The 26,170-nt window shown below is 66.9% G+C and carries 26 protein-coding genes and 1 other RNA gene; 21 read left to right on the forward strand and 6 right to left on the reverse strand.

The annotated features are described in order from the left end of the window. Positions 1 to 26 precede the first annotated feature (26 nt). Complete coding sequence (hisD, locus tag ACGTN6_RS12430; RefSeq protein WP_394591962.1) at positions 27 to 1,349, forward strand: histidinol dehydrogenase; 1,323 nt, start codon at positions 27 to 29, stop codon at positions 1,347 to 1,349. Between the two features lie 95 nt (positions 1,350 to 1,444). Here the strand turns inward: hisD and ACGTN6_RS12435 are convergent, their stop codons facing one another. Beyond that, positions 1,445 to 2,665, reverse strand: coding sequence for a Do family serine endopeptidase (locus ACGTN6_RS12435; RefSeq protein WP_394591964.1), 1,221 nt, complete (start codon positions 2,663 to 2,665; stop codon positions 1,445 to 1,447). A 98-nt stretch (positions 2,666 to 2,763) separates the two neighbouring features. Here ACGTN6_RS12435 and ACGTN6_RS12440 point away from each other — a divergent pair, with 98 nt between their 5' ends. After that, positions 2,764 to 3,525, forward strand: a complete 762-nt coding sequence (locus tag ACGTN6_RS12440) for a Nif3-like dinuclear metal center hexameric protein (RefSeq protein ID WP_394591966.1) — start codon at positions 2,764 to 2,766, stop codon at positions 3,523 to 3,525. 83 nt (positions 3,526 to 3,608) lie between these two features. Here the strand turns inward: ACGTN6_RS12440 and ACGTN6_RS12445 are convergent, their stop codons facing one another. After that, positions 3,609 to 4,028, reverse strand: a complete 420-nt coding sequence (locus ACGTN6_RS12445; protein WP_394591967.1) for a Z-ring associated ZapG family protein — start codon at positions 4,026 to 4,028, stop codon at positions 3,609 to 3,611. A gap of 204 nt (positions 4,029 to 4,232) precedes the next feature. On the opposite strand from ACGTN6_RS12445, the gene zapE reads away from it, so the two are divergent. The 8 genes from zapE (at position 4,233) to ACGTN6_RS12485 (ending at position 10,714) form a co-directional block, all read left to right on the forward strand. Then, positions 4,233 to 5,399, forward strand: coding sequence for a cell division protein ZapE (gene zapE, locus ACGTN6_RS12450; RefSeq protein ID WP_394591968.1), 1,167 nt, complete (start codon positions 4,233 to 4,235; stop codon positions 5,397 to 5,399). A gap of 327 nt (positions 5,400 to 5,726) precedes the next feature. Then, a complete protein-coding gene (gene rplM / locus ACGTN6_RS12455; protein WP_394591970.1) occupies positions 5,727 to 6,155 on the forward strand; it encodes a 50S ribosomal protein L13 in 429 nt (142 codons plus the stop codon). 13 nt (positions 6,156 to 6,168) lie between these two features. Beyond that, on the forward strand, positions 6,169 to 6,558 hold the full coding sequence (rpsI, locus tag ACGTN6_RS12460) for a 30S ribosomal protein S9 (protein WP_394591972.1): 390 nt from the start codon (positions 6,169 to 6,171) through the stop codon (positions 6,556 to 6,558). A gap of 216 nt (positions 6,559 to 6,774) precedes the next feature. Continuing rightward, the gene (gene petA, locus ACGTN6_RS12465) at positions 6,775 to 7,374 is read left to right on the forward strand and encodes a ubiquinol-cytochrome c reductase iron-sulfur subunit (protein WP_394591974.1); all 600 of its coding nucleotides are present in this window, start codon (positions 6,775 to 6,777) and stop codon (positions 7,372 to 7,374) included. Then, positions 7,374 to 8,633 (forward strand): cytochrome b, encoded by a 1,260-nt coding sequence (locus tag ACGTN6_RS12470; RefSeq protein WP_394591976.1) that lies wholly within the window; start codon positions 7,374 to 7,376, stop codon positions 8,631 to 8,633. The genes petA and ACGTN6_RS12470 overlap by 1 nt, the downstream gene beginning before the upstream one ends. Beyond that, complete coding sequence (locus ACGTN6_RS12475) at positions 8,633 to 9,403, forward strand: cytochrome c1 (protein WP_394591978.1); 771 nt, start codon at positions 8,633 to 8,635, stop codon at positions 9,401 to 9,403. The genes ACGTN6_RS12470 and ACGTN6_RS12475 overlap by 1 nt, the downstream gene beginning before the upstream one ends. Positions 9,404 to 9,552: 149 nt before the next feature. Then, positions 9,553 to 10,179: a stringent starvation protein SspA gene (sspA, locus tag ACGTN6_RS12480; protein ID WP_183389545.1), complete on the forward strand. Its 627-nt coding sequence runs from the start codon at positions 9,553 to 9,555 to the stop codon at positions 10,177 to 10,179. 55 nt (positions 10,180 to 10,234) lie between these two features. After that, entirely contained in the window at positions 10,235 to 10,714 is a 480-nt protein-coding gene (locus ACGTN6_RS12485; protein WP_394591980.1) for a ClpXP protease specificity-enhancing factor, read from the forward strand. Positions 10,715 to 10,808: 94 nt separating this feature from the next. On the opposite strand, the gene ACGTN6_RS12490 is transcribed toward ACGTN6_RS12485, so the two are convergent. The 4 genes from ACGTN6_RS12490 to ACGTN6_RS12505 are packed head-to-tail and all read right to left on the reverse strand — an operon-like array spanning position 10,809 to position 14,126. After that, complete coding sequence (locus tag ACGTN6_RS12490) at positions 10,809 to 11,387, reverse strand: BON domain-containing protein (protein WP_394591982.1); 579 nt, start codon at positions 11,385 to 11,387, stop codon at positions 10,809 to 10,811. Between the two features lie 5 nt (positions 11,388 to 11,392). Further along, positions 11,393 to 11,986, reverse strand: coding sequence for a phosphoheptose isomerase (locus tag ACGTN6_RS12495; protein ID WP_097788660.1), 594 nt, complete (start codon positions 11,984 to 11,986; stop codon positions 11,393 to 11,395). Between the two features lie 24 nt (positions 11,987 to 12,010). After that, positions 12,011 to 12,379 carry a YraN family protein gene (locus ACGTN6_RS12500; protein ID WP_394591984.1) on the reverse strand — a complete coding sequence of 123 codons (369 nt, stop codon included), beginning with the start codon at positions 12,377 to 12,379 and terminating at the stop codon, positions 12,011 to 12,013. Beyond that, positions 12,363 to 14,126: a penicillin-binding protein activator gene (locus ACGTN6_RS12505; protein WP_394591986.1), complete on the reverse strand. Its 1,764-nt coding sequence runs from the start codon at positions 14,124 to 14,126 to the stop codon at positions 12,363 to 12,365. The genes ACGTN6_RS12500 and ACGTN6_RS12505 overlap by 17 nt, the downstream gene beginning before the upstream one ends. Positions 14,127 to 14,172: 46 nt before the next feature. Here ACGTN6_RS12505 and rsmI point away from each other — a divergent pair, with 46 nt between their 5' ends. The 11 genes from rsmI to murG all read left to right on the forward strand — a co-directional run bounded on the left by rsmI (position 14,173) and on the right by murG (position 26,163). Continuing rightward, a complete protein-coding gene (gene rsmI / locus ACGTN6_RS12510) occupies positions 14,173 to 15,030 on the forward strand; it encodes a 16S rRNA (cytidine(1402)-2'-O)-methyltransferase (RefSeq protein ID WP_394591988.1) in 858 nt (285 codons plus the stop codon). Positions 15,031 to 15,062: 32 nt separating this feature from the next. Then, positions 15,063 to 15,415, forward strand: an RNA gene (gene rnpB, locus ACGTN6_RS12515) — RNase P RNA component class A. Between the two features lie 50 nt (positions 15,416 to 15,465). Then, positions 15,466 to 16,422, forward strand: a complete 957-nt coding sequence (gene rsmH, locus ACGTN6_RS12520; RefSeq protein WP_394591990.1) for a 16S rRNA (cytosine(1402)-N(4))-methyltransferase RsmH — start codon at positions 15,466 to 15,468, stop codon at positions 16,420 to 16,422. A 7-nt stretch (positions 16,423 to 16,429) separates the two neighbouring features. After that, on the forward strand, positions 16,430 to 16,753 hold the full coding sequence (gene ftsL, locus ACGTN6_RS12525) for a cell division protein FtsL (protein ID WP_394591992.1): 324 nt from the start codon (positions 16,430 to 16,432) through the stop codon (positions 16,751 to 16,753). Next, positions 16,750 to 18,465: a peptidoglycan D,D-transpeptidase FtsI family protein gene (locus ACGTN6_RS12530; protein WP_394591993.1), complete on the forward strand. Its 1,716-nt coding sequence runs from the start codon at positions 16,750 to 16,752 to the stop codon at positions 18,463 to 18,465. Before ftsL ends, ACGTN6_RS12530 begins: the two co-directional genes overlap by 4 nt. A 30-nt stretch (positions 18,466 to 18,495) precedes the next feature. Continuing rightward, complete coding sequence (locus ACGTN6_RS12535) at positions 18,496 to 20,004, forward strand: UDP-N-acetylmuramoyl-L-alanyl-D-glutamate--2,6-diaminopimelate ligase (RefSeq protein ID WP_394591994.1); 1,509 nt, start codon at positions 18,496 to 18,498, stop codon at positions 20,002 to 20,004. Continuing rightward, a complete protein-coding gene (locus tag ACGTN6_RS12540) occupies positions 20,001 to 21,368 on the forward strand; it encodes a UDP-N-acetylmuramoyl-tripeptide--D-alanyl-D-alanine ligase (RefSeq protein WP_394591996.1) in 1,368 nt (455 codons plus the stop codon). The genes ACGTN6_RS12535 and ACGTN6_RS12540 overlap by 4 nt, the downstream gene beginning before the upstream one ends. A gap of 8 nt (positions 21,369 to 21,376) precedes the next feature. Beyond that, on the forward strand, positions 21,377 to 22,459 hold the full coding sequence (mraY, locus tag ACGTN6_RS12545) for a phospho-N-acetylmuramoyl-pentapeptide-transferase (protein WP_394591998.1): 1,083 nt from the start codon (positions 21,377 to 21,379) through the stop codon (positions 22,457 to 22,459). A gap of 10 nt (positions 22,460 to 22,469) precedes the next feature. Then, entirely contained in the window at positions 22,470 to 23,876 is a 1,407-nt protein-coding gene (gene murD, locus ACGTN6_RS12550) for a UDP-N-acetylmuramoyl-L-alanine--D-glutamate ligase (protein WP_394591999.1), read from the forward strand. Then, on the forward strand, positions 23,873 to 25,081 hold the full coding sequence (gene ftsW / locus ACGTN6_RS12555; RefSeq protein ID WP_394592000.1) for a putative lipid II flippase FtsW: 1,209 nt from the start codon (positions 23,873 to 23,875) through the stop codon (positions 25,079 to 25,081). The genes murD and ftsW overlap by 4 nt, the downstream gene beginning before the upstream one ends. Beyond that, the gene (gene murG, locus ACGTN6_RS12560; RefSeq protein WP_394592001.1) at positions 25,078 to 26,163 is read left to right on the forward strand and encodes an undecaprenyldiphospho-muramoylpentapeptide beta-N-acetylglucosaminyltransferase; all 1,086 of its coding nucleotides are present in this window, start codon (positions 25,078 to 25,080) and stop codon (positions 26,161 to 26,163) included. Before ftsW ends, murG begins: the two co-directional genes overlap by 4 nt. Positions 26,164 to 26,170: the final 7 nt, after the last annotated feature.

Consider the following 26,170-nt stretch of genomic DNA (forward strand, 5'->3'; position numbering starts at 1 on the left):
CGTACCCCCTGGAGGAAGGAATAGTGATGAGTGAAGCTTCCGCCGGCGGCCTCGAAATCGCGCGTCTGTCCACCGCGGACGCCGACTTCGAGGCGCGCCTCGATGCCCTGTTGGCCTGGGAGGGCGTGTCCGATGACGAGGTCCAGCGCCGCGTCGCCGACATTCTCGAGGCCGTGAAGACCCGCGGCGATGCCGCCGTGGTCGAGGCCAGCAATCGCTTCGACCGCCTTTCGGCGTCGAGTATGGCCGAGCTGACCCTGGGGCCCGAGCGCCTGCGCCAGGCCTTCGAGGGGCTGCCTGAGGCCCAGCGCGAGGCGCTGGCCACGGCCGCCGAGCGAGTGCGTCGCTATCACGAGCACCAGAAGTCCGAGTCTTGGTCCTACACCGAGGCCGATGGCACCGTGCTCGGCCAGCAGGTCACGCCGCTGGATCGGGCCGGCATCTACGTGCCGGGCGGCAAGGCTGCCTATCCCTCTTCGGTGCTGATGAACGCGCTGCCCGCCCACGTGGCCGGCGTGCGCGAGATCGTCATGGTAGTGCCGACCCCGGACGGTGTGCTCAACGAGCTGGTGCTGGCTGCCGCCCACCTGGCCGGCGTCGATCACGTTTTCACCATTGGCGGTGCCCAGGCGGTGGCCGCGCTCGCCTACGGTACCGAAACGGTGCCGCGGGTGGACAAGATTGTCGGCCCCGGCAACATCTACGTCGCTACCGCCAAGCGGGCGGTGTTCGGCCAGGTCGGCATCGACATGATCGCCGGGCCGTCGGAAATCCTGGTGGTTTCCGACGGCGGTACCGCCCCCGACTGGCTAGCCATGGACCTGTTTTCCCAGGCCGAGCACGACGAGGACGCCCAGTCGATCCTGGTGAGCTGGGACGATGCCCACCTGGAGGCGGTCGCCGAGTCGATGGCGCGTCAGCTGCCGACCATGGAGCGCGAGGCGATCATCCGAACGTCGCTTTCCGAGCGCGGCGCGCTGATCCGCTGCCGCGATCGCGGCGAGGCGGTCGCGCTGCTCAATCGCATCGCCCCGGAGCACCTGGAGCTGTCGGTGGCCGATCCCGAGGCGTGGCTGCCCGAGGTGCGCCACGCTGGCGCGGTCTTCATGGGGCGCTATACCGCCGAGGCGCTGGGCGATTACTGTGCTGGCCCCAACCATGTGCTGCCGACCTCGGGAACGGCGCGCTTCTCGTCGCCGCTGGGCGTCTACGACTTCCAGAAGCGTTCCTCGCTGATCGGCTGCTCTGCCGAAGGCGCCTCGGCGCTGGGTCGCACGGCCTCGGTGATGGCGCGGGGTGAGTCGCTGACCGCGCATGCCCGCAGCGCAGAGTATCGCATCCGCGACTGAGATTTCTCTCTCGACCTTGCCAGGCGCATGAACGAACGCGGCCCCGTCATTGACGGGGCCGCGTTCGTTGCGAATGGAAGAGTGGAAGGGCGCGCTCAGGGCGACTCGTTCTCCTCGACCGACAGGGGGCGCGATGGCGTGGGGCGTTCGGCGACCTTTAGCCTGACCTGGCGGGTCTCGCCGCCGCGCACCACCGTGACCGGCAGGTCGTTTCCCGGCGTCACCTCGGCGATGTCGCCCATGGTCTGCCGCGGATCGAGGATGGGCCGGCCGTCTACCTCGAGCAGTACGTCGCCCGGCTGCAGGCCAGCGGCGTCCGCGGGGCCGCCCGGCACGACGCCGGCGATGATGACTCCAGTGGGCGCCTCGAGGCCGAAGGAGGCGGCGAGTTCGGGATTGAGCTCCTGGGCCTCGATGCCCAGCCAGCCGCGAACCACCCGGCCCTGGGTGACGATCTCCTCGAGAATGTTGCGCGCCAGGTTGGCCGGAATGGCAAAGCCGATGCCTTGAGAGCCCCCGGAGCGGGAGAAGATGGCGGTGTTGATGCCCACCAGGGCGCCTTCCGGGTTGATCAAGGCGCCACCGGAGTTCCCTGGATTGATGGCGGCGTCGGTCTGGATGAAGTCTTCGTAGGCGTTGAGCCCCAAGTGGCTGCGGCCGGTCGCGCCGATGATGCCCATGGTCACGGTCTGGCCGACCCCGAAGGGGTTGCCGATGGCCAGCGCGACATCGCCGATGGCCGCTTGGTCTGAGTCGGCAAGCTCGATGACCGGCAGGTCGTCGAGATTGATGCGCAGCACTGCGAGATCGCTCTCGGGGTCGGTACCGACTACTTCGGCCAGGGTTTCGCGGCCATCGCGCAGCGCCACCTGGATCTGATCGGCGCCGCGGATCACGTGGTGGTTGGTCAGCACGTAGCCGTCTTCGCTGACGATGACCCCGGACCCCAGGCTGGACAACATGCGCTGCCGGCTGGGCGCATCGTCACCGAAGAACTGGCGGAAGAAGGGGTCCGACATCAGCGGATGGCTGTCGCGTTCCACTACCCGTGAGGAGTAGACGTTGACCACTGCCGGGGCGGCCTGATCCACTGCCTTGGCATAGCTGACCTTGCCCTGGCCTCGCTCCAGAGGAGGGGCTTCGCGCAGAGTGGGCGCTGGGCGCTCGACTGTCTGCGCCGTGGGGGTGGCCTCGGGAGGTGGGCTTTCGGGCGGGGCCGCCTGGCGACCCATGAGCCGTGGAAAGGCGTTCAGCAGCGCGATGGCCAGCAGCAGGCCGATCAGGATGGGCCAGAGATAGGGGAGGGCGCGTCGCATGCGGCGGGCTTCCTTCTGATGCGTGGTCGCGGGGTGGCAGGACGCCGGTTAGAATGCACGGATTGTAACATTGCATGCGTCAACCGTCCGGAGGCTTCATGACGACATCCGCGGAACTGGTGGCGGCCTGTGATCGGCTGCTGTCGCCCGAGCGTTTCAAGGACTACACCCTCAATGGATTGCAGGTCGCAGGCCGTGAGCGCGTCGTCCGGGTGATGAGCGGCGTCACCGCTTGCCAGGCGCTGCTCGACGAGGCGGTGGCCTGGGAGGCCGACCTGTTGCTGGTGCACCACGGTTACTTCTGGAAGAACGAGCCGGTTGCCATCACCGGCATGAAGCGCCGGCGGCTGGCGACCCTGTTGCGCCATGATATCGGCCTGTTGGCCTATCATCTGCCGCTGGATGCTCATGCCGAGCTGGGCAACAACGCCACCCTCGGCGAGCGGCTGGGGTTCACCGCCGACGGTTGTGCCGACGGCGAACTCGGCGAAGGGTTGATCTGGCTCGGTGCGCCGCACGCGCCGATGGGGGCTGCGGCGCTGGCCGAGCACGTCGGTGAGCGTTTGGGGCGCGCGCCGCTGCTGGTCGAGGCGCCGGAGGGCGGCGAGATTCGTCGTGTGGCCTGGTGCACTGGCGGCGCCCAGGACATGATCGCCCAGGCTGCGGCGGCCGGTGCTGATGCCTTCATCTCGGGTGAAATCTCGGAGCGCACCACGCATCTGGCCCGCGAGCTAGGCATTCATTACCTGGCGGCGGGCCACCATGCCACGGAGCGGTACGGTGTACAGGCGTTGGGTGCGCGGCTGGCCGATGAGTACGGGATCGAGCATCGCTTCGTGGATATCGACAATCCCGCCTGACGGATTTGGGGGCGGACACGTCGACGCCGCCCGTGGCCGGCTAGGCAGCGGGCGGCGTCGGCATTTCTAGAGCAGGCGGCACCTCAGTAGCGTGGCGGCTGGGGAGCGGCGTCGCCGGACTTGAGGCCGAAATCTTCGGACAGGGTGCCGCGATTGCCGTCGGCATAGTCGCGTGGGGCGGCGACGTCATTGTCGCTGTCGCTTGGTGCTACCGCCGGGCTCGGGTCGAGTTCGGGGCGTCGTGGTGCGCCGACGTCCAGGCGTGTCCTGGCCTCGCTGACTTCTTGCTGCAGGCCTTCAGCGAGATTGCCGAGGCGCTCGAAATGTTCCCCGACGCCGTCACGTAGTTCGGTCAACTGGCGGTCGCGTTCGGCGAGGCGCTGGCGCAGCTTTTGTGCATTGCGTGCGCCGGCGTTCAGCAGGTGATAGCCCAATACGCCGAGGCCGATGCCGGCCAGCAGGCAGGCAGCGCCCAGCATCCAATTGATATTGCTTAGTTCCACATCATTCTCCTGAGCGATCGATCGGCCCGACGTCCACGCCGGCAACATCACCGGGCGAACCGGCGCGCCCATTATAGGGCCGAGGCGGACGGCGGGGTCAACGACCGGCCGGCGATGCCAAGTGCCGTGTCGGCGCGTATAATCCTCCCTTTCACCGGATGCCGAGGACCATCGCCCCCCATGTCCATGAGCGAGAGTCACAGGATGCCGACTGCCTCAGAACGCGCCGCGCCGACCACACCGATGGGTCGCTATCGTGCCGACCTCGAGCGCGACGACTTCCAGTATGATCCCGCCCAGGAGCAGGCCGTGGCGCATCTCCAGCGCCTGTTCGAAGAGCTGGTTGACCGCCCGTGCCCCACCCCTCGGGCCTCGAGTACGGGCAAGGGGCTGAAGTCGCGAGTGGCGGGGCTGTTCGGCAGGCAGGATAAGCCTGCCGAGCCGGTGTTGCCCGAGGTGGCCGGGCTTTACTTCTGGGGCGGCGTGGGCCGGGGCAAGACCTATCTCGTGGACACCTTCTTCGAGGCCTTGCCGTTTCCCGAGAAGATGCGCACCCATTTCCATCGCTTCATGCAGCGGGTGCACAACGAGCTCGAACACTACAAGGGCGAGCGTAATCCTCTGACGCTGGTGGCCGACAAGTTCGCCGCCGAGGCCCGGGTGATCTGCTTCGACGAGTTCTTCGTCAAGGACATCACCGACGCCATGATCCTGGCCAATCTGCTGGAGGCATTGTTTGCCCGCGGCGTGGTGCTGGTGACGACGTCCAATATCGTGCCGGCCGAGCTCTACAAGGACGGCCTGCAGCGCGCGCGTTTCCTGCCTGCCATCGACCTGCTCGAACGGCACTGCGAGGTGGTCAATGTCGATTCCGGCATCGACTATCGGCTGAGAGCCCTGGAGCGCGCCGAGATCTTCCATGCTCCGCTGGACGAGGCTGCAGAGACCGAGCTGGCGCGCAGCTTTCGCGAGATCGCCGGTCAGGAGGGCGAAGCCGAGGCGCCGATCGAGATCAATCACCGGGTACTGCACAGTCGGCGGCTGCATGACGACGTGGTGTGGTTCGAGTTTCGCGAGCTGTGCGACGGGCCTCGTAGCCAGAACGACTACATCGAACTGGCCCGCGAATACCACAGCGTGCTGGTCTCCAACGTGCCGTGCATGGACGGCAAGAGTGACGACCAGGCCCGGCGCTTCATCAACATGGTCGACGAATTCTACGACCGCGGCGTCAAGCTGCTGATGTCCGCCGAGGCCCCGGCCGAGCGGCTCTATCGCGACGGCAAGCTGGAATTCGAGTTCCAGCGCACCCTGTCGCGGCTGCAGGAGATGCAGTCGCATGAGTACCTGGCACTGCCGCACAAGCCCTAGCCGGTGCACGAAAGTCGCTGCGCTCGGCTATACGGCGTTAAAAATCAGCTCGAAGTCCTCATTTACGGCCAGTAAACTCCGGCTTCTCGCTGATTTTTGCCTTGTCTAGCCTTCGCTCGCTGACTTTTCGACTTTTCAGATGTTGGCTTGAGCGTTTTTGTGCAAGGGATTCCTGCCTTGGGGCGGAAAGCATTGTCCTGGCGGAGTAGGGCGTGTAGAATTCGCGCGCTCGACCGTTGTTGTCCCCGGATGACAACCAAGAAGAATAGGGATGGTCCGAACCGCCGAGGCGGGCAAGACCCAATACATCGATTTGGTGATTCACCCATGAAGACGTTTACTGCCAAGCCGCAGTCCGTCCAGCGCGACTGGTACGTCGTCGACGCTGCGGACAAGACTCTGGGCCGTCTGGCCACCGAGATCGCTCGCCGCCTGCGTGGCAAGCACAAGCCGGAATACACCCCGCACGTTGACACCGGCGACTACATCGTCGTGATCAACGCCGAGAAGGTGAAGGTCACCGGCAACAAGGCCAGCGCCAAGAATTACTATCGTCACACCGGCTATCCGGGTGGCCTGCGCTCCATGAACTTCGAGAAAATGATCGCTCATGCCCCCGAGCGCGTCATCGAGTCCGCGGTCAAGGGCATGCTCCCGAAGGGCCCGCTGGGTCGTGCCATGTATTCCAAGCTCAAGGTTTACGCCGGCACCGAACACCCGCACGTCGCCCAGCAGCCGCAAGAACTGAACCTCTAAGGGAGCCCTCGCCATGACACAGCAGTATTATGGTACCGGTCGCCGCAAGACCTCTACCGCCCGCGTCTTCCTGAAGCCGGGTACCGGCAAGATCACCGTCAACAGCCGTGAGCTGAACGAGTACTTCGGCCGCGTGACCGGCCGCATGGTCGTTCGTCAGCCCCTCGAGCTGACCGAGACCCTGGAACAGTTCGACGTCTACGTCACCGTCAAGGGTGGCGGTGGTAGCGCCCAGGCCGGCGCGATCCGTCACGGCATCACCCGTGCCCTGATGGAGTACAACGAAGACTTCCGCAAACCGCTGCGCGAAGCCGGTTACGTAACGCGTGATGCCCGTGAGGTCGAGCGTAAGAAGATCGGCCTGCGCAAGGCGCGTCGTCGTCCGCAGTTCTCCAAGCGCTGATACGCGACGCTCGCCAGACAAACGCCCGGGTCTTCGACCCGGGCGTTTTTTTGTGCGAGGTCAAGAATTTGTCGCTAACTTGACTAGCGTCCGGGAGCGTTGTTGTACGGGGCGATCCGTTTTCTTACCATGGAATTGCGCGTCGCAGACCGTGGCCGTGACTCGCTTGGATGCCCGTGACGGAACGGCGGGCAAGCTGATGGGAGAAATCTAACAATGACAGATAGCGGCGTGAACATGGGGCGACGCCGCTTCCTCGTGGGCGCCACCTCCGTCGTTGGGGCGGCAGGCGCAGTCGGGGTAGCGGTGCCCTTCGTGGCTTCCTGGCAGCCCAGTGCCAGGGCGAGAGCGGCGGGGGCGCCCGTCAAGGCGGATATCTCCAAGCTCGAGCCCGGCCAGCGGATGACCGTCGAGTGGCGGGGGCGGCCGGTCTGGATCCTCAATCGCACGCCCGAGATGATCGAGCGTACCGAGGCCATCGGTGCCGATCGTCTCGCCGATCCCGAATCACAGGAGCCCCAGCAGCCTACCTATATCGAAGGGGGGATGCGGTCGATCCGGCCCGAGATCGGGGTGCTGGTTGGTATCTGCACCCACCTGGGCTGCTCGCCGCTGTTCAAGCCGGAGCCCGATGCCGAGGATGTCGGGGTCGCGGACTGGCCTGGCGGCTTTTTCTGTCCCTGCCACGGCTCGCGATTCGACCTGGCGGGACGGGTCTTCGCTAATGTGCCGGCACCGCTCAACCTCGAGGTTCCCCCTTATCGCTTCGAGAGCGATGACGTCATTGTCGTCGGCGAAGACAAGGAGACTGCCTGATGGGACATCCGAACAAGGCCAAGGCGGAACGCGGTTTCATGCGTTGGGTCGATGACCGTTTCCCGGCGACCCAGATGTGGCAGGAGCATCTGTCCCGCTACTACGCTCCCAAGAACTTCAATTTCTGGTACTTCTTCGGCTCGCTGGCGCTGCTGGTGCTGGTCAACCAGATCCTGACGGGCGTCTGGCTGACCATGAGCTTCAACCCCTCCGCGGAGGGCGCCTTTGCCTCCGTGGAGTACATCATGCGCGACGTGGAGTGGGGCTGGCTGATCCGTTACATGCACACCACCGGGGCCTCGGCGTTCTTCGTGGTGGTCTACCTGCACATGTTCCGCGGCCTGCTCTATGGCTCGTACAAGGCGCCGCGGGAGCTGGTGTGGATCTTCGGCATGGCCATCTATCTGGCGCTGATGGCCGAGGCCTTCATGGGCTATCTGCTGCCCTGGGGGCAGATGTCCTACTGGGGCGCTCAGGTGATCATCTCGCTGTTCTCCGCCATCCCGGGCATCGGGCCCGATCTGGCGCAGTGGGTTCGCGGCGACTACCTGATCTCGGGCATTACCCTGAATCGCTTCTTTGCCCTGCACGTGGTGGCGCTGCCGATCGTGATCCTGGCGCTGGTGGTGCTGCACATCATCGCCCTGCACGAGGTGGGGTCCAACAACCCCGACGGCATCGACATCAAGGCCAGGAAGGACGAGGCTGGCAAGCCGCTGGATGGCATTCCCTTCCATCCTTACTACACGGTCAAGGATCTGGTGGGCGTCGCGGTCTTCCTGTTCGTGTTCAGCGTGGTGGTCTTCTATTTCCCCGAGGGGGGTGGCTACTTCATCGAGAAGCCGAATTTCGAGCCGGCCAATCCTCTGAAGACCCCGGACCATATTGCGCCGGTATGGTACTTCACCCCCTTCTACGCCATCCTGCGTGCCATCACCTTCTCGCTGTTCGGTCTTGACGCCAAGTTCCTTGGCGTGGTGTGCATGGGGGCGGCCATCGCGGTGCTGTTCGTGCTGCCCTGGCTCGACCGCAGCCCGGTGCGTTCGATGCGCTACAAGGGCTGGGTCTCCCGGCTGATGCTGGCGCTGTTCGCGGTGAGCTTCGTCATCCTGGGTGTGCTGGGGGTGTTGCCGCCGACCGGGGCCCGCACCATTCTCGCTCAGCTTTGCACCGTGGTGTATTTCGCCTTCTTCCTGCTGATGCCGTTCTATACCCGGTGGGAGAAGACCAAACCCGAACCGGAAAGGGTGACTGGCTAATGAAAAAGCGACTGCTTGCACTGCTCTTCACGCTGATTCCGGCCCTCGGGTTCGCCGCTGGGGGTGGCGGAGTGCACTTGCAGGAGATGACGCCCGATCTGCAGGATCGGGCCTCGCTGCAGAACGGTATGAAGCTGTTCGTGAATTATTGCATGGGCTGCCACTCCCTGGAGCACCAGCGTTTCGCTCGGGCCGCCGAGGATCTCGACATGCCTCAGGACCTGGTAGAGGAGAACCTGATCTTTGCCTCGGCGCTGGGATTCAATGATCAGATGCACAACGCCATGGACGCCGCCGACGGCGAGAACTGGTTCGGGGCGCCGCCGCCGGACCTGACCCTGACCGCGCGGCTGCGCGGCACCGACTGGATCTATTCTTACCTGCTCGGCTTCTACCGGGATCCGTCACGGCCCACCGGCGTCAACAACCGGGTCTTCCCACTGGTGGCCATGCCCAATGTGCTGGAGCCTTTGCAGGGCGTGCAGGAGAAGATCTGTGCCGCCACGGATCATCCCATCGAAGGCGCCGAGCTCGATCCCCTGACCGGCAAGTACCAGTCCTGCGAAACGCTGCGCGTCACGGAGCCGGGGCAGCTCGAGCCCGAGGCATTCGAGGCTGCGATCTTCGATCTGACGAATTTCCTGGCCTACGTTGGTGAGCCGTCCAAGCTCCAGGCCCAGACGCTGGCGCCCAAGGTGTTGATCTTCATTTTCATTTTTGGCGTCATTGCCTACCTGCTCAAGCGCGAATACTGGCGCGATATTCACTGATCCGAACGGGATGCAGCAGAGGAGGGCGCATGGTTACGGCCATGCGCCCTCATCTGGTGGTACGCCTGTCCACGGGCATGCAGACGAGGCCCCCGAGAGTGGGTGCGTCGTGTTATCATCTCGGCACGAACTGATGCGAGGATTGTTTCATGGGTGTAGTGGCCAAGCGGTCGTCGATGATCTTCTACTCCGGGGGCGATGATCATTACAGTCATCGAGTGCGTATCGTGCTCGCCGAGAAGGGCGTGGCGGTGGATATCGTCGAGGTCACCGAGGATAGCCACCCCGAGGAGCTTGCCGATCTCAACCCTTACAACAGCGTCCCCACGCTGCTTGATCGCGATCTGGTGCTCTATGAGTCCAAGGTGATGATGGAGTACCTCGACGAACGTTTTCCGCATCCGCCTCTGTTGCCGGTTTACCCGGTGGCGCGTGCCCAGAGCCGGCTGTGGATGCACCGTATCGAACGCGAGTGGTGCCCGATGGTCGAGCAGATCCAGAGCGGATCGAAGAAGGATGCCGACAAGGCGCGCAAGGAGCTTCGCGAGAGTCTGATCGGGATATCCCCGATCTTCGAGGACATGCCGTTCTTCATGAGCGAGGAGTTTACCTTGGTGGACTGCTGCCTGGCGCCGATCCTGTGGCGCCTGCCGGTGCTCGGCATTGAGCTGCCCGAGAAGCAGGTCAAGCCGCTGATGGGCTACATGGAGCGCGTGTTCGATCGCGAGGGATTCAAGGCGGCCCTCAGCGAGGGTGAGCGCGAGATGCGTCCCTGAATCTCTTTCACGCCCCGGCCCGAGGCCGGGGCCCCGAACCCAGGAGGGCCAACCGATGCAATCGAGTCGTCCCTATATCGCGCGGGCCCTGTACGAGTGGCTGCTGGACAATGAGCTGACACCCTATGCCGTGGTCGATGCCGAACAAGAGGGTGTCGAGGTGCCGCGGCAGTTCGTGCAGAACGGGCAGATCGTGCTCAACCTCGGCGTCAGCGCGATTCGCGACCTGTCGATGACCAACGAGGCGATTGCCTTCTCGGCGCGTTTCGGAGGTCAGCCGATGCAGATCATGGTGCCCATCGAAGCGCTGATCGCGATCTATGCCCGCGAGAATGGCGTGGGCATGGTGTTCGGTCACGAGCCGGAGATGCCGGTCGACGACGCCAATGACGTGGCGGACGAGGCCACGGAAGAGGAGGCGCCGGGTCTGTCCAGCGTCGAAAACGTCGATAGTGATGACGGCGATGCCGGTGCCGGCGGCGAGCCGGAGGAGGCGCCGAAGAAGGGGCGTCCCTCGCTGCGCGTGGTCAAGTAGTGTCGCTGGGCCGAGTGCCCTCGACGCAAGACAAGACGGCAGGCCCTGTGGCCTGCCGTCTTGCGTTCTGGTCGGTGTGTTGGGGAGGGGTGGGTCAGTCCAGGTAGTCGAAGACCTTGACGATACGTTGCATGCCGCCGACGTTGCGGGCCGCGGCGACGATGCGGTCGGCCTCGGCGCGGCGCACGATGCCCATCAGATAGACGCTGTCGTTCTCGGTGACGATGCGCAGGCGGCTGGAGTCGATGGCTTCGTTGGAAACCAGTGCCGTGCGCACCCGGGTATTCAGCCAGGTATCGGCGAGTCGCTGGCTGGCCGGCAGGTTGGCGGCGATGGAGAGTTCATTGTGGACGCGGCGCACGTTGCGGACATTGCCGGCAACGCGTTCGGCCATGTTCTTGAGCTCCTGGCTCGGCACCTGGCCTGTGAGCAGTACCACGCCGTTGAAGCTGTCGACGTTGATGCGAGCATCACCCAGGCGGGCATCGGTGGTGCCAAGGTTGTGGGACACCTTGGTCTCGATGCTCTCGTCCTCGACCTTGGTGCCGAGGGTGCGTTCGCCATAGTTCTCGTTGATGGTGCCCGGATGGGTGACCGAGCTGACGGTGGTACAGCCGGACAGGGCCAGCATCAGGGTCAGGGACAGGCCGAGGAGTCGGGACTTGCTGGGCATGGGCATCACTCGCTTGCGCCGAAGAGTTGTTCGTCTATGAGGTCGCACAGGCAGTGGATCACCAGCAGGTGAACCTCCTGGATGCGGGCCGTCGAGGTGGCCGGGACGCGGATCTCGCAGTCGTCCTGGCCGAGCAGGGAGGCCATGTTGCCGCCGTCGCGGCCGGTCAGGGCCACCACCGTCATTTCGCGGTCATGGGCGGCCTGGATGGCCTGGATGACGTTGCCGGAATTGCCGCTGGTGGAGATCGCCAGCAGCACGTCGCCGGGCTGGCCGAGCGCACGTACCTGCTTGGAATACACTTCGTTGTAGCTGTAGTCGTTGGCGATCGAGGTCAGCGTCGAGGTGTCGGTGGTCAGCGCCAGAGCCGGCAGGCTGGGGCGTTCGCGCTCGAAGCGATTGAGCAGTTCGGAAGAGAAGTGCTGACTGTCGCCGGCACTGCCGCCATTGCCGCAGGCCAGAATCTTTCCCTCGTTGACCAGGGCCTGCACCATCATCTGGCTGGCGACCTCGATGAAGGGCGGCAGCACCTCACTGGCGTAGGTCTTGGTATCGATGCTGGCGTTGAAGTGTCCGAGAATGCGGTTCTGGAAATCCATCGTGGCTTCCTGGTCCTTGGGCGGTCAGAACGCTTCGAAGGCCCCGCGCACCCACTCGAAGTCGAGGTGGGGTGGCGTGCCGGTCACGGCCAGCACATCGAAGCGGCAGGCACATGATAGCCGGTTGCGCTGAAGATAAAAACGCGCCGCCTGGACGAGGCGGCGCTGCTTGGTAGCGGTAACGGTCTCGAGCGGATGGCCGTGGCGGATGCTGGCGCGATGGCGGACCTCGACGAACACCAGCACCTCGCCCTCGCGCATCACCAAGTCGAGCTCGCCGCCCTTGGCATGCTGATTGGTGGCCACCAGGTCGAGTCCCTTGCCGACTAGCCAGTCCGCGGCGACGCGTTCGATGCGCGCGCCGCGGCGTCGGGCGTCAGAGGGACCGATCATCGTCGAGGCGCTGCATGTCGATCAGCGGGCGGGGGACGCCGTCCGCGAAGCGTGCCCAGGGCAGGTCGCGATGGATGCGGCCGTCCCGGTCGGCGCTCAGGGTGCCGGTCGCGCCGAACAGCTCGCTGCCCGGGATGGCTTGGAACTGCGGCAGGCGGCGGGCCAGCTCGTACGCGTCCACGCCCATGGCCATCAAGCGGAACATGGTGGGATCGGACTCCTCGCGCAGTTGGCGATAGCTGTCGAGGAAGGGCAGGGCCTCTTCTCCGCCCGCGGCGGCATCCGGAATCTGCCAGGGAATGTCGACGAACATCACGCCGTCGAGGTCCTTGTCGAGCCGTGGCTGGGGGCGTCCCTCGTAGAGATGCGAGGTCGCATAGACCGACAGGCCCTGATTGTAGGCGTAGTAGTCGATGGTCGGCGGCACTTGGCGAGCATAGTCGGGTAGTGCCAGCAGGAACAGCATGTCGGGCCGGCTCGAGCCGAGGGCGCGGCGGGTGCTCTCGGTGGCCGAGCGGCCCGGGTTGTAGCGCACGGCGTTGGCGATCTCGCCATCGCGTTCGCGCCAGGCAGCGGCGAAGGCCTCGCCGACCCGGCGGCCCCAAGCGTTGTCGGGCACCAGCAGCGCTGCGCTTCGCTTGCCGTCCTGGCGGCCGCGGGCGGCGACCTCGCGTGCCTCGTCCTCGGCGGACAGGCCGTACTGGAAGAGCCCTTCGGCGCGGTTGCGCTCGTCCTCACCGTAGTTGAGTGCCAGGGTCGGCATCGGTACCCGGTCGCGGCGTTCCAGTGAAGTGACGGCGTCCTTGTCCAGCGGGCCGATTACCACTTGGGCGCCCTGCCGCTGGGCCTCCTGGTACAGCGCATCGAGGGTGCCAGCCGAGGAATCAAGGAAGGTCAGCTGGGCGCCGCTGGCGCCGCCGTTGACGGTGTTCATGTGATGTGCCCGCAGCCCCTGCTCGATGGCGTCGGCGACGCCAGCCAGGGGGCCGGATTCGGGCAGGAAGACGGCAATATGGCGCACGTCCTGGCCGCTCAGTTCGCGCAGCGCCATGATGTCGGCTGGCAGGCGGCGGGCCGCGGGGTGCTCGGGGTTGCGGCTACGCCAGTCGTCGAGGCGGGTGAACAGTCGCTGGATATCGCCGCCGCTGGTGCGCACTAGCTCGGCCAGGTCGAGCCAGGCGAGGGTCGGGTCATTCGCGCCGTTACGCAACTCGGCGATGGTGCCGGGTGCCAGGCTCGAGAGCTGTTCCCAGATGGGGTCGTTGAGGTCGACTCGCCCGGTGTCGGCCTGCAGTCGCAGCAGCGCGCGCGCGGCTGCCAGGGGCTCGTCGACCTGGCCCAGGGCGCGGGCCTGTCGCTCCCGCAGCAGATAGGCCTGGTCGCGAGGCAGCTGCAGCTCGTCCAGTAATTGGGCTGCCTGGATGACGGCCCAGGGATCGTCCTCGGTCTCGCCCAGGTCTGAGAGCAGCAGCGCCCAGCGGCCGCGAGCGTCGGGGGAGAGGCGGCTGTCGTCGATCTCCTTGGCGATGGCCAGCGCCTGGGGGCGGCTGCCCTGGCGTGCTAGGATGTCGGCCGCCTGAAGGCGGGACAGGGCCGCCTGTTCAGGGGCCTGTTGCTCGGCCTGGGCCAGTAGCTGGTCCGGGTCGCCGGTGGGCTGTCGCTCGGTAACGGCGGGCTGGAAGGCGCAGCCGGCCAGCCACAGTGCCATCAGGGCAGCGGCCAGCAGGCCGCGAGACGAAATCTTCATGAATCCTTCCTTGTCCTCACGTGCGGAGTGCATCCCGGGAGCCGAAATGTCAGACGCCATTGAAGGGGTATTGTACGTGGTCGCCACGCCGATTGGGAATCTGGACGACTTGAGCCCGCGGGCCGCTCGTCTGTTGGGCGAAGTCGATCTGGTGGCTGCCGAGGATACCCGCCATACCTCGCGGCTGTTGCGTCACCTGGGGGTCGCACCGCCAACGTTGTCGCTGCACGAGCACAACGAGGCCGCTCGAGTCGATCAGATCGACGCGCGGCTGGTTGCCGGGCAGTCCGTCGCTCTGGTCAGCGATGCCGGCACGCCGCTGATCAGCGATCCCGGCTTCGTGCTGGTGCGCGAGCTGCGAGCTCGCGGGCGTCGAGTGGTGCCGGTGCCGGGGGCCTGTGCCCTGGTGGCGGCGCTGTCTGGCGCCGGCTTGCCGACCGATCGCTTCCTGTTCCAGGGATTTCTGCCGGCCAAGGGCGCGGGGCGGCGCGGGCGGCTCGAGGCGCTGGCCGAGCGTGAGGAGACCCTGGTGTTCTACGAGTCGCCGCATCGTATTCGTGACACCCTGGCCGATCTGGATGCCGTGCTGGGATCGCGCCAGGTGGTGCTGGCACGTGAGCTGACCAAGACCTTCGAGACGTTCCTCGAGGGGAGTGCCGAGGCGCTGCTCGCGCGACTCGCCGAGGATCCGGATCAGGCCCGCGGCGAATTCGTGGTGATGGTGGCCGGTGCCGAGCCCAAGGCCGGCGGAGACGCCTCGATCATCGAAGCGGATGCCCTGCTCAAGGCGTTGCTTGCCGAGGGGGTCGGCGTCAAGCAGGCTGCGGCGGTGACGGCGCGTACCCTGGGTGGTGCCAAGAAAGTCTGGTATGCCAGAGCGCAGTCCCTCAAGGACGGGGATTGAGGGGGTGACGAGGCGCTGGTATGCTTGCCGCGGGAGTTGGCCAGACAGTCGCCGCCGGAGTGATCCGGGGGAGGAAAGTCCGGGCTCCACAGGGCAGAGTGCCAGGTAACGCCTGGGCGGCGCGAGCCGACGGAAAGTGCAGCAGAGAGTAGACCGCCTACGTCTCCCACGGGAGGCCGGTAAGGGTGAAAGGGTGCGGTAAGAGCGCACCGCGCGCCTGGTAACAGTGCGTGGCACGGTAAACCCCACTCGGAGCAAGACCAAATAGGAACCCGATGGCGTGGCCCGCGCTGGGTTCGGGTAGGTTGCTCGAGGGCGACGGTGACGTCGCCCCTAGAGGAATGGCTGTCCTCGACAGAACCCGGCTTATCGGCCGACTCCCACGAATTTCCATCGCCGTTTTGCGGCGCCCTGCCAGCCGCCACCGAGAATCGCATGACGTCATCCGCCCCCGAACACGCCTCCCGCGGCTTTCGCCATGCCAGCGTGCTGCTCGATGGGGCGGTCGAGGCCCTTATCCACGATTCCGCCGGCGCCTATCTCGATGGCACCTTCGGCCGCGGCGGCCACTCCCGAGCCATTCTCGAGCGCCTGTCGCCCGAAGGGCGCCTGCTGGCAATCGATCGTGACCCACAGGCCATCGCCGAGGCAGCAGCGATCGACGATCCGCGTTTTGCCATCGAGCGAGGTGAGTTCGCGCGCCTCGGCGAGTTCGCCGAAGCGCGCGGCCTGCACGGCCAGCTGGCCGGAGTGTTGCTCGATGTCGGTGTCTCCTCGCCCCAGCTCGACGACCCCGAGCGCGGCTTCAGCTTCCTGCGTGACGGCCCCCTCGACATGCGTATGGACCCGTCACGCGGCGAGAGTGCCGCGGACTGGCTCGCTCGGGTTGATGAAGGCGAGATCGCCCGGGTCTTCAAGACCTACGGCGAGGAGCGCTTCGCCCGTCGGCTGGCCAAGGCGATCGTGGCCCGCCGCGCCGAAACGCCGTTTAGCCGCACCGCCGACCTGGCCGAGGTGATCAAGGCGGCGCATCCCGCCTGGGAGAAGGGCAAGCATCCCGCCACCCGTGCCTTCCAGGCCCTGCGGATTCAGGTCAACGGTGAACTCGACCAGCTCGATGCCGCTCTCGAGGCGGCCCTGGAGGCACTGGCCCCCGGCGGCCACCTGGTGGTGATCAGCTTTCACTCGCTGGAGGATCGCCGGGTTAAACGTTTTATCCGCGATCATGTGCGCGGCGACACGCACCTGCCCAAGGGCGTGCCGCTGCGTGACGACCAGATCCAGCGTCGTCTCGAGGCCCTCGGCAAGGCGCGCCGACCCGGGCCGCAGGAGGTCGAGGCCAATCCCCGTGCCCGCAGTGCGGTGATGCGCGCGGCGCGCAAACGATACTGAGGTTTACATGGCTCAGGGACGTGATGCCACCTCCGCTTTCGCCTGGCCGCTGCGCCTGCGTCTGACATTGGCGCTGGTCGTCAACGGATTACTGCTGCTTGCCTGCCTTGGCGCGGCCCTGGTGGTGATTGCCACCAGTCACCATACCCGCGAGCAGTACGCTCGCTTGCAACAGCTCGAACGTGAGCAGCAGCAGCTGCAGACCGAGTGGGGTCAATTGCTGCTGGAGGAGAGTGCCTGGTCTTCGCCGTCGCGTATCGAGCGCCTGGCCAGCGAACGTCTCGAGATGCGCCTGCCGGACATCGGCGAAGTGGAGGTCATTCGCCAATGAGCGCGACTCCACGTCGAGAGAGCGCGCGTCGCCGGACCTCGGCGCCGATGGGCCAAGCCCGCTATCGGGTGATGCTGGGGCTGGTGCTGCTCGGCCTGGCGCTGCTCGCCGGACGCATCGTCGACCTGCACGTCTTTGACCGCTCCTTTCTTCAAGGGCAGGGCGATGCCCGCACCCTGCGCGTCGATGCCATCCCCGCCCACCGCGGCATGATCACCGATCGCCATGGAGAGCCGCTGGCGATTTCCACCCCGGTAGTGACGCTGTGGGCCAACCCACAGGATCTGCCCGACGACGGCATTCAGCGGCTGCGGCTGGCCCAGGCGCTGGGGCAGGATCTGGACGCTCTGAATGCACGCATCGAGCGCTATGCCGATCGCGAGTTCATGTATCTGCGCCGCCGCATGACCCCCGAGGCCGCCCAACGCGTGCTCGATCTGCGTGTCCCCGGGGTGCACAAGCGCGCCGAGTACAAGCGCTACTATCCGGCCGGTGAGGTGATCGCCCAGTTGATCGGTGTGACCAACATCGACGATCAGGGGCAGGAAGGGCTTGAACTAGCCTATAACCCCTATCTCTCCGGTGAGCCGGGGCGTCGCCGAGTGCTCAAGGATCGTCGTGGCCGGCTGGTGCGTGATCTGGAGGTGCTGCGCGAGGCCGAGCCCGGAGGCGATCTGACGCTGTCCATCGACCAGCGCCTGCAGTACATGGCTTATCGCGAGCTCAAGGCGGCGGTGGACGAGAATGACGCCGATGGCGGCATGCTGGTGATGCTCGACGCCCGCAGCGGCGAGGTGCTGGCCATGGCCAATCAGCCTTCCTACAATCCCAACAACCGCGCTGGGCTCGACCCCGACGGACTGCGCAATCGTGCCATCGTCGACGCATACGAGCCCGGTTCGGTGATCAAGCCGCTGGCCATGACGGCGCTGCTTGAGACCGGCCGTTTCCCGCCCGATACCGTGATCGATACCTCGCCGGGCTGGATGGTGATCGACGGCTATACCATCAAGGACGTCGCCAACTACCGCGAGCTCAGCCTGTCCGGCATCCTCGAGAAGTCCTCCAACATCGGCATGTCCAAGCTGACCCTGCAGCTGGATGAGCCCGTGGTACCCCAGCGCTACCGTGCGCTGGGGCTCGATCAGGCGCTGGGTACCGGGTTCCCCGGCGAGGCCAGCGGCAGCGTGCCGTCGCCTCGGGTCTGGTCCAGCAGCCAGTGGGCGGCGCTGTCCTACGGCTATGGCCTGTCAGTGTCCGCGTTGCAGTTGGCCAGCGCCTACACCGCCATCGCCAACCATGGCGAGCGACTGCCGCCGTCGTTGCTGCGGCTCAACGAGCCACCGGCCGGGCAGCCGGTGGTCGAGCCGGCGGTCGCCGATCGTGTGTTGGGCATGATGGACCAGGTGGTGGCGCCGGGGACAGGCGCCCGGCGTGGCCTGGTGCCGGGCTACAGCGTGGCCGGCAAGACCGGCACGGTGCGCAAGACCGGCGGCGCTGGCTACGAGGAAAACGCCTACCGCTCGCTGTTCGTGGGCATTACGCCGGTATCCGACCCGCGCCTGATCACCGTGGTAATGATCGACCATCCCCGTGGCGGCTCCTATTACGGTGGCGCCGTGGCGGCGCCGGTGTTCTCGCGGGTTGCCGGCAACGCCCTGCGTCTGTTGGACGTGCCGCCGGACCAGGTGGAGACCGCCGATGAGGGTTGAACCGCCCCTGCACCCTGAGGAGAGTACGCCATGGACGTGACCGCTGCCCGCCTGATCGCCGCGCTGGCCGCGCTCTGGCCGCGACAGCGTGAGACCCTGCTGTCATTTGGTCTGCCCGAGCGGTTGCGGTTATGCCTGGACAGCCGAGACGTCGTCGGCGGCGATGTCTTCCTTGCCGTGCCGGGCGTGGCGGGGGACGGTCGCGATTTCGTCGCCGCGGCCCTCGAGGCCGGCGCCGCCCTGGTGCTGGCCCATGATGACGACTCGGTCCCGCCGGTCGACGATGCCCGAGTGGTTGCGCTGCCGCACCTGCGTCAGCGGCTCGGCGAGCTCGGTCGCGACCTGTTCGCGGTGCCCGAGGCACTGGAGCTGATCGGGGTTACCGGGACCAACGGCAAGAGCTCGGTCACCCACTACATCGCCGCGCTGAGCGAGCGCCTGGGACGACCGGCCGGCATGGTCGGCACTCTGGGCCACGGTCGCCCCGGTGCGCTCGTCGAAGGGCGGTTGACCACCCCGGGTCCGCTGGCGCTGCAGGCCATGCTCGGTGAGCTGGCTGCCGCCGGGCTTGAGCGGGTGGCCATGGAGGTCTCCTCCCATGCCCTGGAGCAAGGGCGGCTCGACGCTTGTCGGCTCGCGGCGGGCGTTTTCACCAACCTGAGTCGCGACCATCTGGATTACCATGGCAGCATGGCCGCTTATGCCGCGGCCAAGGCGCGGCTGTTCCGGCGCAGCGAGCTCGAACTGGCGGTAGTCAACGCCGACGATCCGCTGGCGCGGCTGATGCTGGCCGGCCTGGCCGACGGTGTGCGGGTGTTGGCCGTGGGCGAGGATGAGGCCGTGACGCTGCGGGTGGTGGACTGGGTACCCCACGGCGAGGGCCAGCGGGCGCTGATTGCCACGCCCGATGGCGAGCGGGTGCTGACTCTGCCGCTGATGGGGCGCTTCAACCTGACCAATGTGCTGCTCGCCATCGCTACCCTGCATGGGCTGGGCGAGGATCTCGAGGCGCTGTTCGAGGCCGCCGCCGGCCTGGCGCCGGTACCCGGTCGCATGCAGGCGCTGGTCGGCGAGGGCATGCCCACAGTGGTGATCGACTACGCCCACACGCCGGATGCCCTGGAGAACGCCCTCGAGGCGCTGCGCGCCCACCTGCCCGGCCGCGGCCGGCTGTGGTGCCTGTTCGGCTGCGGAGGAGACCGGGATGCCGGCAAGCGTCCGCTGATGGCCGCCGCCGCCGAACGCCATGCCGATCGGCTGGTGATCACCGACGACAATCCCCGCTCCGAATCGCCGGCGGCGATCCGCGAGACGATGCTCGATGGCCTCACGGAGGCTGGCCGCCAGGCGGCCCGCTCGGTCGACGGCCGCGACCGGGCGATCCGCGACGCCATCGTTGAGGCGGCCGCCGAGGATGTGATCCTGATCGCCGGCAAGGGCCACGAGTCCTATCAGGAGATCGCCGGCGTGCGCCACGCCTTCTCTGACCTGACCGAGGCCGAGGCGGCGCTGGCCGCTCGCCGGGAGGGCGAGGCATGAGCGGCGTAGGGCTCGACACGCTTTCCGATATCGCCCGCTCGTTGGGGCTCGCTGCCCCCGAAGCGGATGTGCCGGTGGGTGAGATCGTCACCGACACCCGTCGCTTGGGGGCGGGGGCGCTGTTCGTGGCGCTGGTCGGCGAGCGCTTTGATGGCCACGACTTCATTGCCCAGGCCCGTGAGGCCGGTGCGGTGGCCGCGGTGGTCGAGCATCGCATCGACGACCCGCTGCCGCAGTTGGAGGTGGCCGACACCCGGCTGGCGCTAGGCCTGTTGGGACGCGCCCGGCGTCGCGCCTGGGGCGGCCCGTTGGTGGCGGTGACCGGCAACAGCGGCAAGACCACGGTCAAGCAGATGCTGGGCACGCTGCTCGCCCGCCGCGGCGCGACCTTGGCCACACGCGGCAACCTCAATAACGACGTCGGGGCGCCGCTGACGCTGCTGGAGCTCTCTTCCGAGCATCGCCAGGCGGTGGTCGAGCTAGGCGCCAATCATCTGGGCGAGATCGCCTGGACGTCGAGCCTGGCCGAGCCGAAGGTGGCGGTGATCACCAACGTCACCGGTGCCCACGTGGGAGAATTCGGTGGCCTCGGTCGCATTGCCCAGGCCAAGGCCGAGATCCTGATGTCGCTGCCTGGCGACGGGGTGGCGGTGCTCAACCGCGACGATCGCTATTTCGCCAGTTGGGCGAGCCTCGCGGCCCCTCGGGAAGTGCTGGATTTCGCCATCGAGGGGCCGGCGCGTCTGCGCGCCGAGACACTGGTTTGCGATGCGCTTGGACGCTATGCTTTCACGCTGTTTTGTGACGATCGCGAACTGGGGCGTGTCCAGCTGGCTCTGCTTGGCCGTCACAACGTGGCCAACGCCCTGGCGGCGGCCGGCGCGTCGCTGGCCATGGGGCTGGCCCCGGACGACGTGCTGGCCGGCCTCGAGGCGGTAGCTCCCATGCCGGGACGTCTCAACGTGAGGGCCGGGCTCAAGTCGTCGCAGCTGCTTGACGATAGCTACAACGCCAACCCCGGTGCGGTGAAGGCCGCCCTCGATCTGCTGGCCGGCCTGCCGGGGCCGCGCTGGTGCCTGCTGGGCGCCATGGGCGAACTGGGGGAGGCCTCGGAACGGTTGCACGCCGAGGTAGGTCGCTACGCACACACGCTCGGCATCGACTTTTTCGGCACCCTCGGCGAGGCGGCGCGACCGGCCAGCCGGGCCTTCGGCGAGGCGGGTTGCCATTTCGACGATCGGGAGGCGCTGACGCGCCACGTCCTCCATCATCTGCCGCCAGGGGCCAGCGTGCTGGTCAAGGGATCGCGCAGTGCCGGCATGGAAGCCGTGGTAGCGGCGCTGTGTCCGGATGCATCAAGGTAAGGCATTACATGCTGCTCTTTCTGGCTGAACTACTGGCGCAATTCCAGAGCGCCTTCAACGTCTTCAACTACCTGACCCTGCGCATGATCCTGGGGACCCTGACCGCTCTGGTGCTGTGCCTGTGGCTCGGCCCGGTGGTGATTCGCCGCCTGGTGGAGCGCCAGATCGGCCAGGCCGTGCGCGATGACGGCCCCCAGTCGCATCTCTCCAAGGCCGGCACACCCACCATGGGCGGTGCCATGATCCTGATGGCGATCGCCGTCAGCACTCTGCTGTGGGGAGACCTTCGCAACCACTACGTCTGGGTGGTGCTGGCCGTGACTCTGGGCTTCGGCGCGATCGGCTGGGTCGACGACTACCGCAAGGTGGTGGAGAAGAATCCCCGTGGCCTGCCGGCGCGCTGGAAGTATTTCTGGCAGTCGGTGATCGGCCTTGGCGCCGCGGTCGTTCTTTACATCACCGCCGCTTCCCCGGTGGAAACCAGCCTGATTCTGCCGCTGTTCAAGGAGTTCGTGCTGCCGCTCGGGGTGTTCTACGTCGTGCTCACCTACCTGGTGATCGTCGGCAGCTCCAATGCCGTGAATCTCACCGATGGTCTGGACGGTCTGGCGATCATGCCTACCGTACTGGTGGCCATGGGGCTGGCGGTGTTCGCCTATGCCAGCGGCAACGTGGTGTTCGCCGAATATCTGCAGATCCCGATGATTCCCGGTGCCGGTGAGCTGGCGGTGTTTTGTGCCACCATCGCTGGGGCGGGGCTCGGTTTCCTGTGGTTCAACACCTACCCGGCCCAGGTCTTCATGGGCGACGTGGGCGCGCTGGCCCTGGGGGCCGCGCTGGGCGTGGTCGCGGTAATCGTGCGTCAGGAGATCGTGCTGTTCATCATGGGCGGCATCTTCGTCATGGAGACCGTCTCGGTGATCCTGCAGGTGGGCTCTTACAAGCTCACCGGCCGGCGTATCTTTCGCATGGCGCCGCTGCATCACCACTACGAGCTCAAGGGCTGGCCGGAGCCGCGTGTCATCGTGCGTTTCTGGATCATCACCGTGGTGCTGGTGCTGCTTGGGCTGGCCACCCTGAAGATCCGCTGAGGAACTGTCGATGGTCAAGGTGCCCAATGGCGTTACGCTAGTGGTCGGGCTCGGGGTTTCCGGGCGCGCCATCTGTCGTCACCTGGAGCGGCTGGGGCAGCCGTTCATGGTTGCCGACACGCGCGCCGCGCCGCCGGGGCTGGACGACTTCCGTCACGCTCATCCTGGCGTCGCGGTCCACTGCGGGCCGCTGGCCGAGGTGGATATGAGCTCGGCCCGCGAGGTGGTGGTCAGTCCCGGTGTGGATCCGCGCAGCCCCGGCCTCGCGGCGATGGCCGGGCGAGTCTCCGCCACGGGCGAGCCGCTGCTGATTGGCGAAATCGCATTATTCGTGCGCGCGGCCCGTGCGCCCATCGCCGCCATCACCGGGGCCAATGCCAAGTCGACGGTGACGACCCTGCTCGGCGAGATGGCCGCCGAAGCCGGTCGCCGCGTGGCGGTCGGCGGCAATCTCGGCACACCGGCGCTCGATCTGCTCGCCGAGCGATCCGACGCCGAGCTGTTCGTGCTCGAGCTGTCGAGCTTCCAGCTCGAGACCACGCCGTGTCTCGGTGCTGAGAGCGTCGCCTTCCTGAACCTGTCAGAGGATCACCTGGACCGCCACGGCGATCTCGCCGGCTACCGCGCCGCCAAGCAGGCCATCTTCCGTGGCGCGCGCCATGCGGTGGTCAACGCCGAGGACCCTGCGACCTGGCCGGACGTGTCTCTGCCGGCGCTCGAGCGTTTCACCACCGCGACTCCCGCGCCCGGCAGCGAGCGTGAGGCGGCGGAGTGGGGCATCGCGGTCCATGATGATGGCAAGGGTTCCTGCGACTGGCTGATGCACGGAGAGACGGCGCTGATGCCTGCCGCCGCGGTGCGCTTGCCGGGGCGCCATAACCAGGCCAACGCCCTGGCGGCTCTGGCCATGGGACATCGCCTCGGACTTGAGCTTTCCTCCATGCGTCGCGTGCTGGAACGTTTCGCCGGCCTGCCGCATCGCGGCGAGCTGGTGGCCGACATCGACGGTGTGCGCTGGATCAACGATTCCAAGGGCACCAACGTGGGCGCCACCCTGGCCGCTATCGCCGGCCTGGGGCCGACTCTTTCCGGCCGCTTGATCCTGCTCGCCGGCGGGGAGGGCAAGGGGGCCGACTTTGTCCCGCTGGCCGCGCCGCTGGCCCGTCATGGCCGCGAGGCGATCCTGTTCGGGCGCGATGCCGGGCGGCTGGCGGCGGCGCTCGAGGGCGCCGTGGCGCTGACCCGTGTCGACGACCTGACGGCCGCCATGGCCCGGGCCGTCGAGATCGCCGCGCCCGGCGACTGCGTGCTGCTGTCGCCGGCCTGTGCCAGCCTCGACCAGTTCACTGACTATCAGGCTCGTGGCGAGGCCTTTCGCGCCATCGTCCGCCGCCTGGACGGAGGGGACGCACCATGAGCCGACTGACCCGACTTCGCGCTCGGCTGTCCACTGCGGACCAGCCGGTCGATGGCTGGCTGCTGATCGCCGCCCTGTCGCTGATGCTGATCGGCTGGGTGATGGTGACTTCGGCCTCCACCGAGGTGGCCTCGAGCCTGACCGGAAACGCCTGGTATTTCAGCCTGCGTCACGGCGCCTTCCTGCTGGTGTCGCTGGCGGTGGGCGCCTTGGCGCTGCGCGTACCGTTGGGCTGGTGGAAGGCTAATGGTCCCTTGCTGCTGCTGGTGGGCATCGTGTTGCTGGTGCTGGTGCTGGTGATCGGTCGCGAGGTCAACGGCAGCAAGCGCTGGCTATCGTTGCCCGGTGTACCCTTCAACCTCCAGGCCTCTGAGGTCGCCAAGCTGTGCCTGATCACCTATCTGGCCGGATATCTGGAGCGCTTCCTGCCCCAGGTACGCCGCGAGTGGGGGGCCTTCCTGCGCCCGCTGATGGTGATGGCGCTGCTCGGCGGCTTGCTGATCCTGGAGCCGGACTATGGTGCCGTGGTGGTGATGACCGGCTGCGTGATGGGCATGCTGCTGATGGCCGGTGCCCCTTGGGGGCGCTTTCTGCTGCTGATGGCGCTGGTGGCTGCCCTCGGGGCCCTGGTGGCGATCGCCGAGCCCTATCGCATGGCGCGCCTGACCAGCTTCGTCGACCCCTGGGCCGATCAGTTCGCCAGCGGCTATCAGCTGACCCAGGCGCTGATCGCCTTCGGGCGAGGTCAGTGGCTTGGTACCGGGCTTGGCAATAGCGTGCAGAAGCTGTTCTACCTGCCCGAAGCGCATACCGACTTCGTGTTCGCCGTACTCGCCGAGGAGTTGGGGATGGTGGGGGCGATCACCGTCATCGGCCTGTTCGCGCTGCTGGTATGGCGAGCCATGGCGGTGGGACGACGCGCCGAGCTGGCCGGATTGACCTTCGCCGCCTATGCCAGCTATGGCGTCGCCCTGGTGATCGGCGCCCAGGCGTTCATCAACATCGCCGTGAGCAGTGGGATGCTGCCCACCAAGGGGCTGACCCTGCCGCTGCTCAGCTATGGGGGCTCGAGCCTGGTGGTGAGCTGCATCATGATGGCGCTGGTGCTGCGAGCCGATATCGAGACCCGCCAGGCGCGGCGTCGTACCCGGTCGACCGCCGTCCGCAGCGGGGTCCCCGATAACCGCAAAGGAACGCAAGCATGAGTCGACGCAAAGGGCGACGCGCCTTGATCATGGCGGGTGGCACCGGCGGCCACGTCATCCCGGCCCTGTCGCTGGCCCGAGCGCTGGTGGCCCAGGGAGTCGATGTCGAATGGCTGGGCAGTCCGCGAGGCATCGAGAATCGCCTGGTGCCTGAGGCCGACCTGCCGCTGCACCGCATCGCCGTGAGCGGGCTGCGCGGCAACGGCCTGGCCGGCTGGCTGATGGCCCCATGGCGCCTGCTGCGCGCGGTGCGCGAAGCGGGCCGAGTGATCCGCGACTTCGATCCCCAGTTGGTGGTGGGACTCGGTGGCTTTGCCAGCGGTCCCGGGGGACTCGCCGCCTGGCTGGCCCGCCGGCCGCTGGTGATCCACGAGCAGAACGCCGTGGCGGGACTGACCAATCGCGTGCTCGCGAGGCTGGCCCGACGTGTCTATGCGGCCTTTCCGCAGGCGTTTCCAGGGCGCGCCGAGGTGGTCGGCAATCCGGTGCGTGACGAGATCGCTGTGCTGGGTGAGACGCCTCGCACGGCTGACAGCATGGCGCAGCGTCCGCTGCGCCTGCTGGTGGTCGGCGGCTCGCTAGGGGCGCTGGCGCTGAACCGAGGCGTGCCCGAGGCGCTGGCCCGATTGCCTGAGTCTGATCGCCCCGTGGTGCGCCACCAGGCCGGTCGCGACAAGGATGCCGTGACCCGTGAAACCTATGAGTGCCATGGCGTCGAGGCCGAGGTCACGCCCTTCATCGACGACATGGCGGCGGCCTACGACTGGGCCGATCTGGTCGTGTGCCGCGCCGGCGCTCTCACCGTGGCGGAGTTGGCGGCGGCGGCCAAGCCGGCGCTGTTCGTGCCCTTCCCTCATGCCGTGGACGATCACCAGACGGCCAATGCCGCGGCGCTGGTGGCGGAAGGGGCCGCCGCCCTGATGCCGCAGGCTGAGATGACGGCGGCGACGCTGGCGGATCGCCTGACGTCGCTGCTCGATCCCGATACTCTCGCCACCATGGCGGCGCAGGCGCGACGCTGTGCCCATCTCGATGCCGTCGAACGGCTGGTGGCAGGTTGCATGGAGACAGCTTTTGAGTGATGAGACC

The organism is Halomonas sp. B23F22_20 (genome assembly GCF_043496985.1).
GTDB lineage: Bacteria > Pseudomonadota > Gammaproteobacteria > Pseudomonadales > Halomonadaceae > Halomonas.

Coding starts and splice junctions, on each gene's coding strand:
- ACGTN6_RS12475 (WP_394591978.1), top strand. CDS start 8,633: ATGAAAAAGCGACTGCTTGCACTGCTCTTCACGCTGATTCCGGCCCTC.
- ACGTN6_RS12495 (WP_097788660.1), bottom strand. CDS start 11,986: ATGGATTTCCAGAACCGCATTCTCGGACACTTCAACGCCAGCATCGAT.
- murG (WP_394592001.1), top strand. CDS start 25,078: ATGAGTCGACGCAAAGGGCGACGCGCCTTGATCATGGCGGGTGGCACC.
- murD (WP_394591999.1), top strand. CDS start 22,470: ATGGTCAAGGTGCCCAATGGCGTTACGCTAGTGGTCGGGCTCGGGGTT.
- ACGTN6_RS12540 (WP_394591996.1), top strand. CDS start 20,001: ATGAGCGGCGTAGGGCTCGACACGCTTTCCGATATCGCCCGCTCGTTG.
- mraY (WP_394591998.1), top strand. CDS start 21,377: ATGCTGCTCTTTCTGGCTGAACTACTGGCGCAATTCCAGAGCGCCTTC.
- rpsI (WP_394591972.1), top strand. CDS start 6,169: ATGACACAGCAGTATTATGGTACCGGTCGCCGCAAGACCTCTACCGCC.
- ACGTN6_RS12470 (WP_394591976.1), top strand. CDS start 7,374: ATGGGACATCCGAACAAGGCCAAGGCGGAACGCGGTTTCATGCGTTGG.
- hisD (WP_394591962.1), top strand. CDS start 27: ATGAGTGAAGCTTCCGCCGGCGGCCTCGAAATCGCGCGTCTGTCCACC.
- ftsW (WP_394592000.1), top strand. CDS start 23,873: ATGAGCCGACTGACCCGACTTCGCGCTCGGCTGTCCACTGCGGACCAG.
- zapE (WP_394591968.1), top strand. CDS start 4,233: ATGCCGACTGCCTCAGAACGCGCCGCGCCGACCACACCGATGGGTCGC.
- ftsL (WP_394591992.1), top strand. CDS start 16,430: ATGGCTCAGGGACGTGATGCCACCTCCGCTTTCGCCTGGCCGCTGCGC.
- ACGTN6_RS12440 (WP_394591966.1), top strand. CDS start 2,764: ATGACGACATCCGCGGAACTGGTGGCGGCCTGTGATCGGCTGCTGTCG.
- ACGTN6_RS12535 (WP_394591994.1), top strand. CDS start 18,496: ATGGACGTGACCGCTGCCCGCCTGATCGCCGCGCTGGCCGCGCTCTGG.
- ACGTN6_RS12505 (WP_394591986.1), bottom strand. CDS start 14,126: ATGAAGATTTCGTCTCGCGGCCTGCTGGCCGCTGCCCTGATGGCACTG.
- ACGTN6_RS12490 (WP_394591982.1), bottom strand. CDS start 11,387: ATGCCCAGCAAGTCCCGACTCCTCGGCCTGTCCCTGACCCTGATGCTG.
- ACGTN6_RS12435 (WP_394591964.1), bottom strand. CDS start 2,665: ATGCGACGCGCCCTCCCCTATCTCTGGCCCATCCTGATCGGCCTGCTG.
- petA (WP_394591974.1), top strand. CDS start 6,775: ATGACAGATAGCGGCGTGAACATGGGGCGACGCCGCTTCCTCGTGGGC.
- ACGTN6_RS12500 (WP_394591984.1), bottom strand. CDS start 12,379: ATGATCGGTCCCTCTGACGCCCGACGCCGCGGCGCGCGCATCGAACGC.
- rplM (WP_394591970.1), top strand. CDS start 5,727: ATGAAGACGTTTACTGCCAAGCCGCAGTCCGTCCAGCGCGACTGGTAC.
- rsmI (WP_394591988.1), top strand. CDS start 14,173: ATGTCAGACGCCATTGAAGGGGTATTGTACGTGGTCGCCACGCCGATT.
- ACGTN6_RS12485 (WP_394591980.1), top strand. CDS start 10,235: ATGCAATCGAGTCGTCCCTATATCGCGCGGGCCCTGTACGAGTGGCTG.
- ACGTN6_RS12530 (WP_394591993.1), top strand. CDS start 16,750: ATGAGCGCGACTCCACGTCGAGAGAGCGCGCGTCGCCGGACCTCGGCG.
- rsmH (WP_394591990.1), top strand. CDS start 15,466: ATGACGTCATCCGCCCCCGAACACGCCTCCCGCGGCTTTCGCCATGCC.
- sspA (WP_183389545.1), top strand. CDS start 9,553: ATGGGTGTAGTGGCCAAGCGGTCGTCGATGATCTTCTACTCCGGGGGC.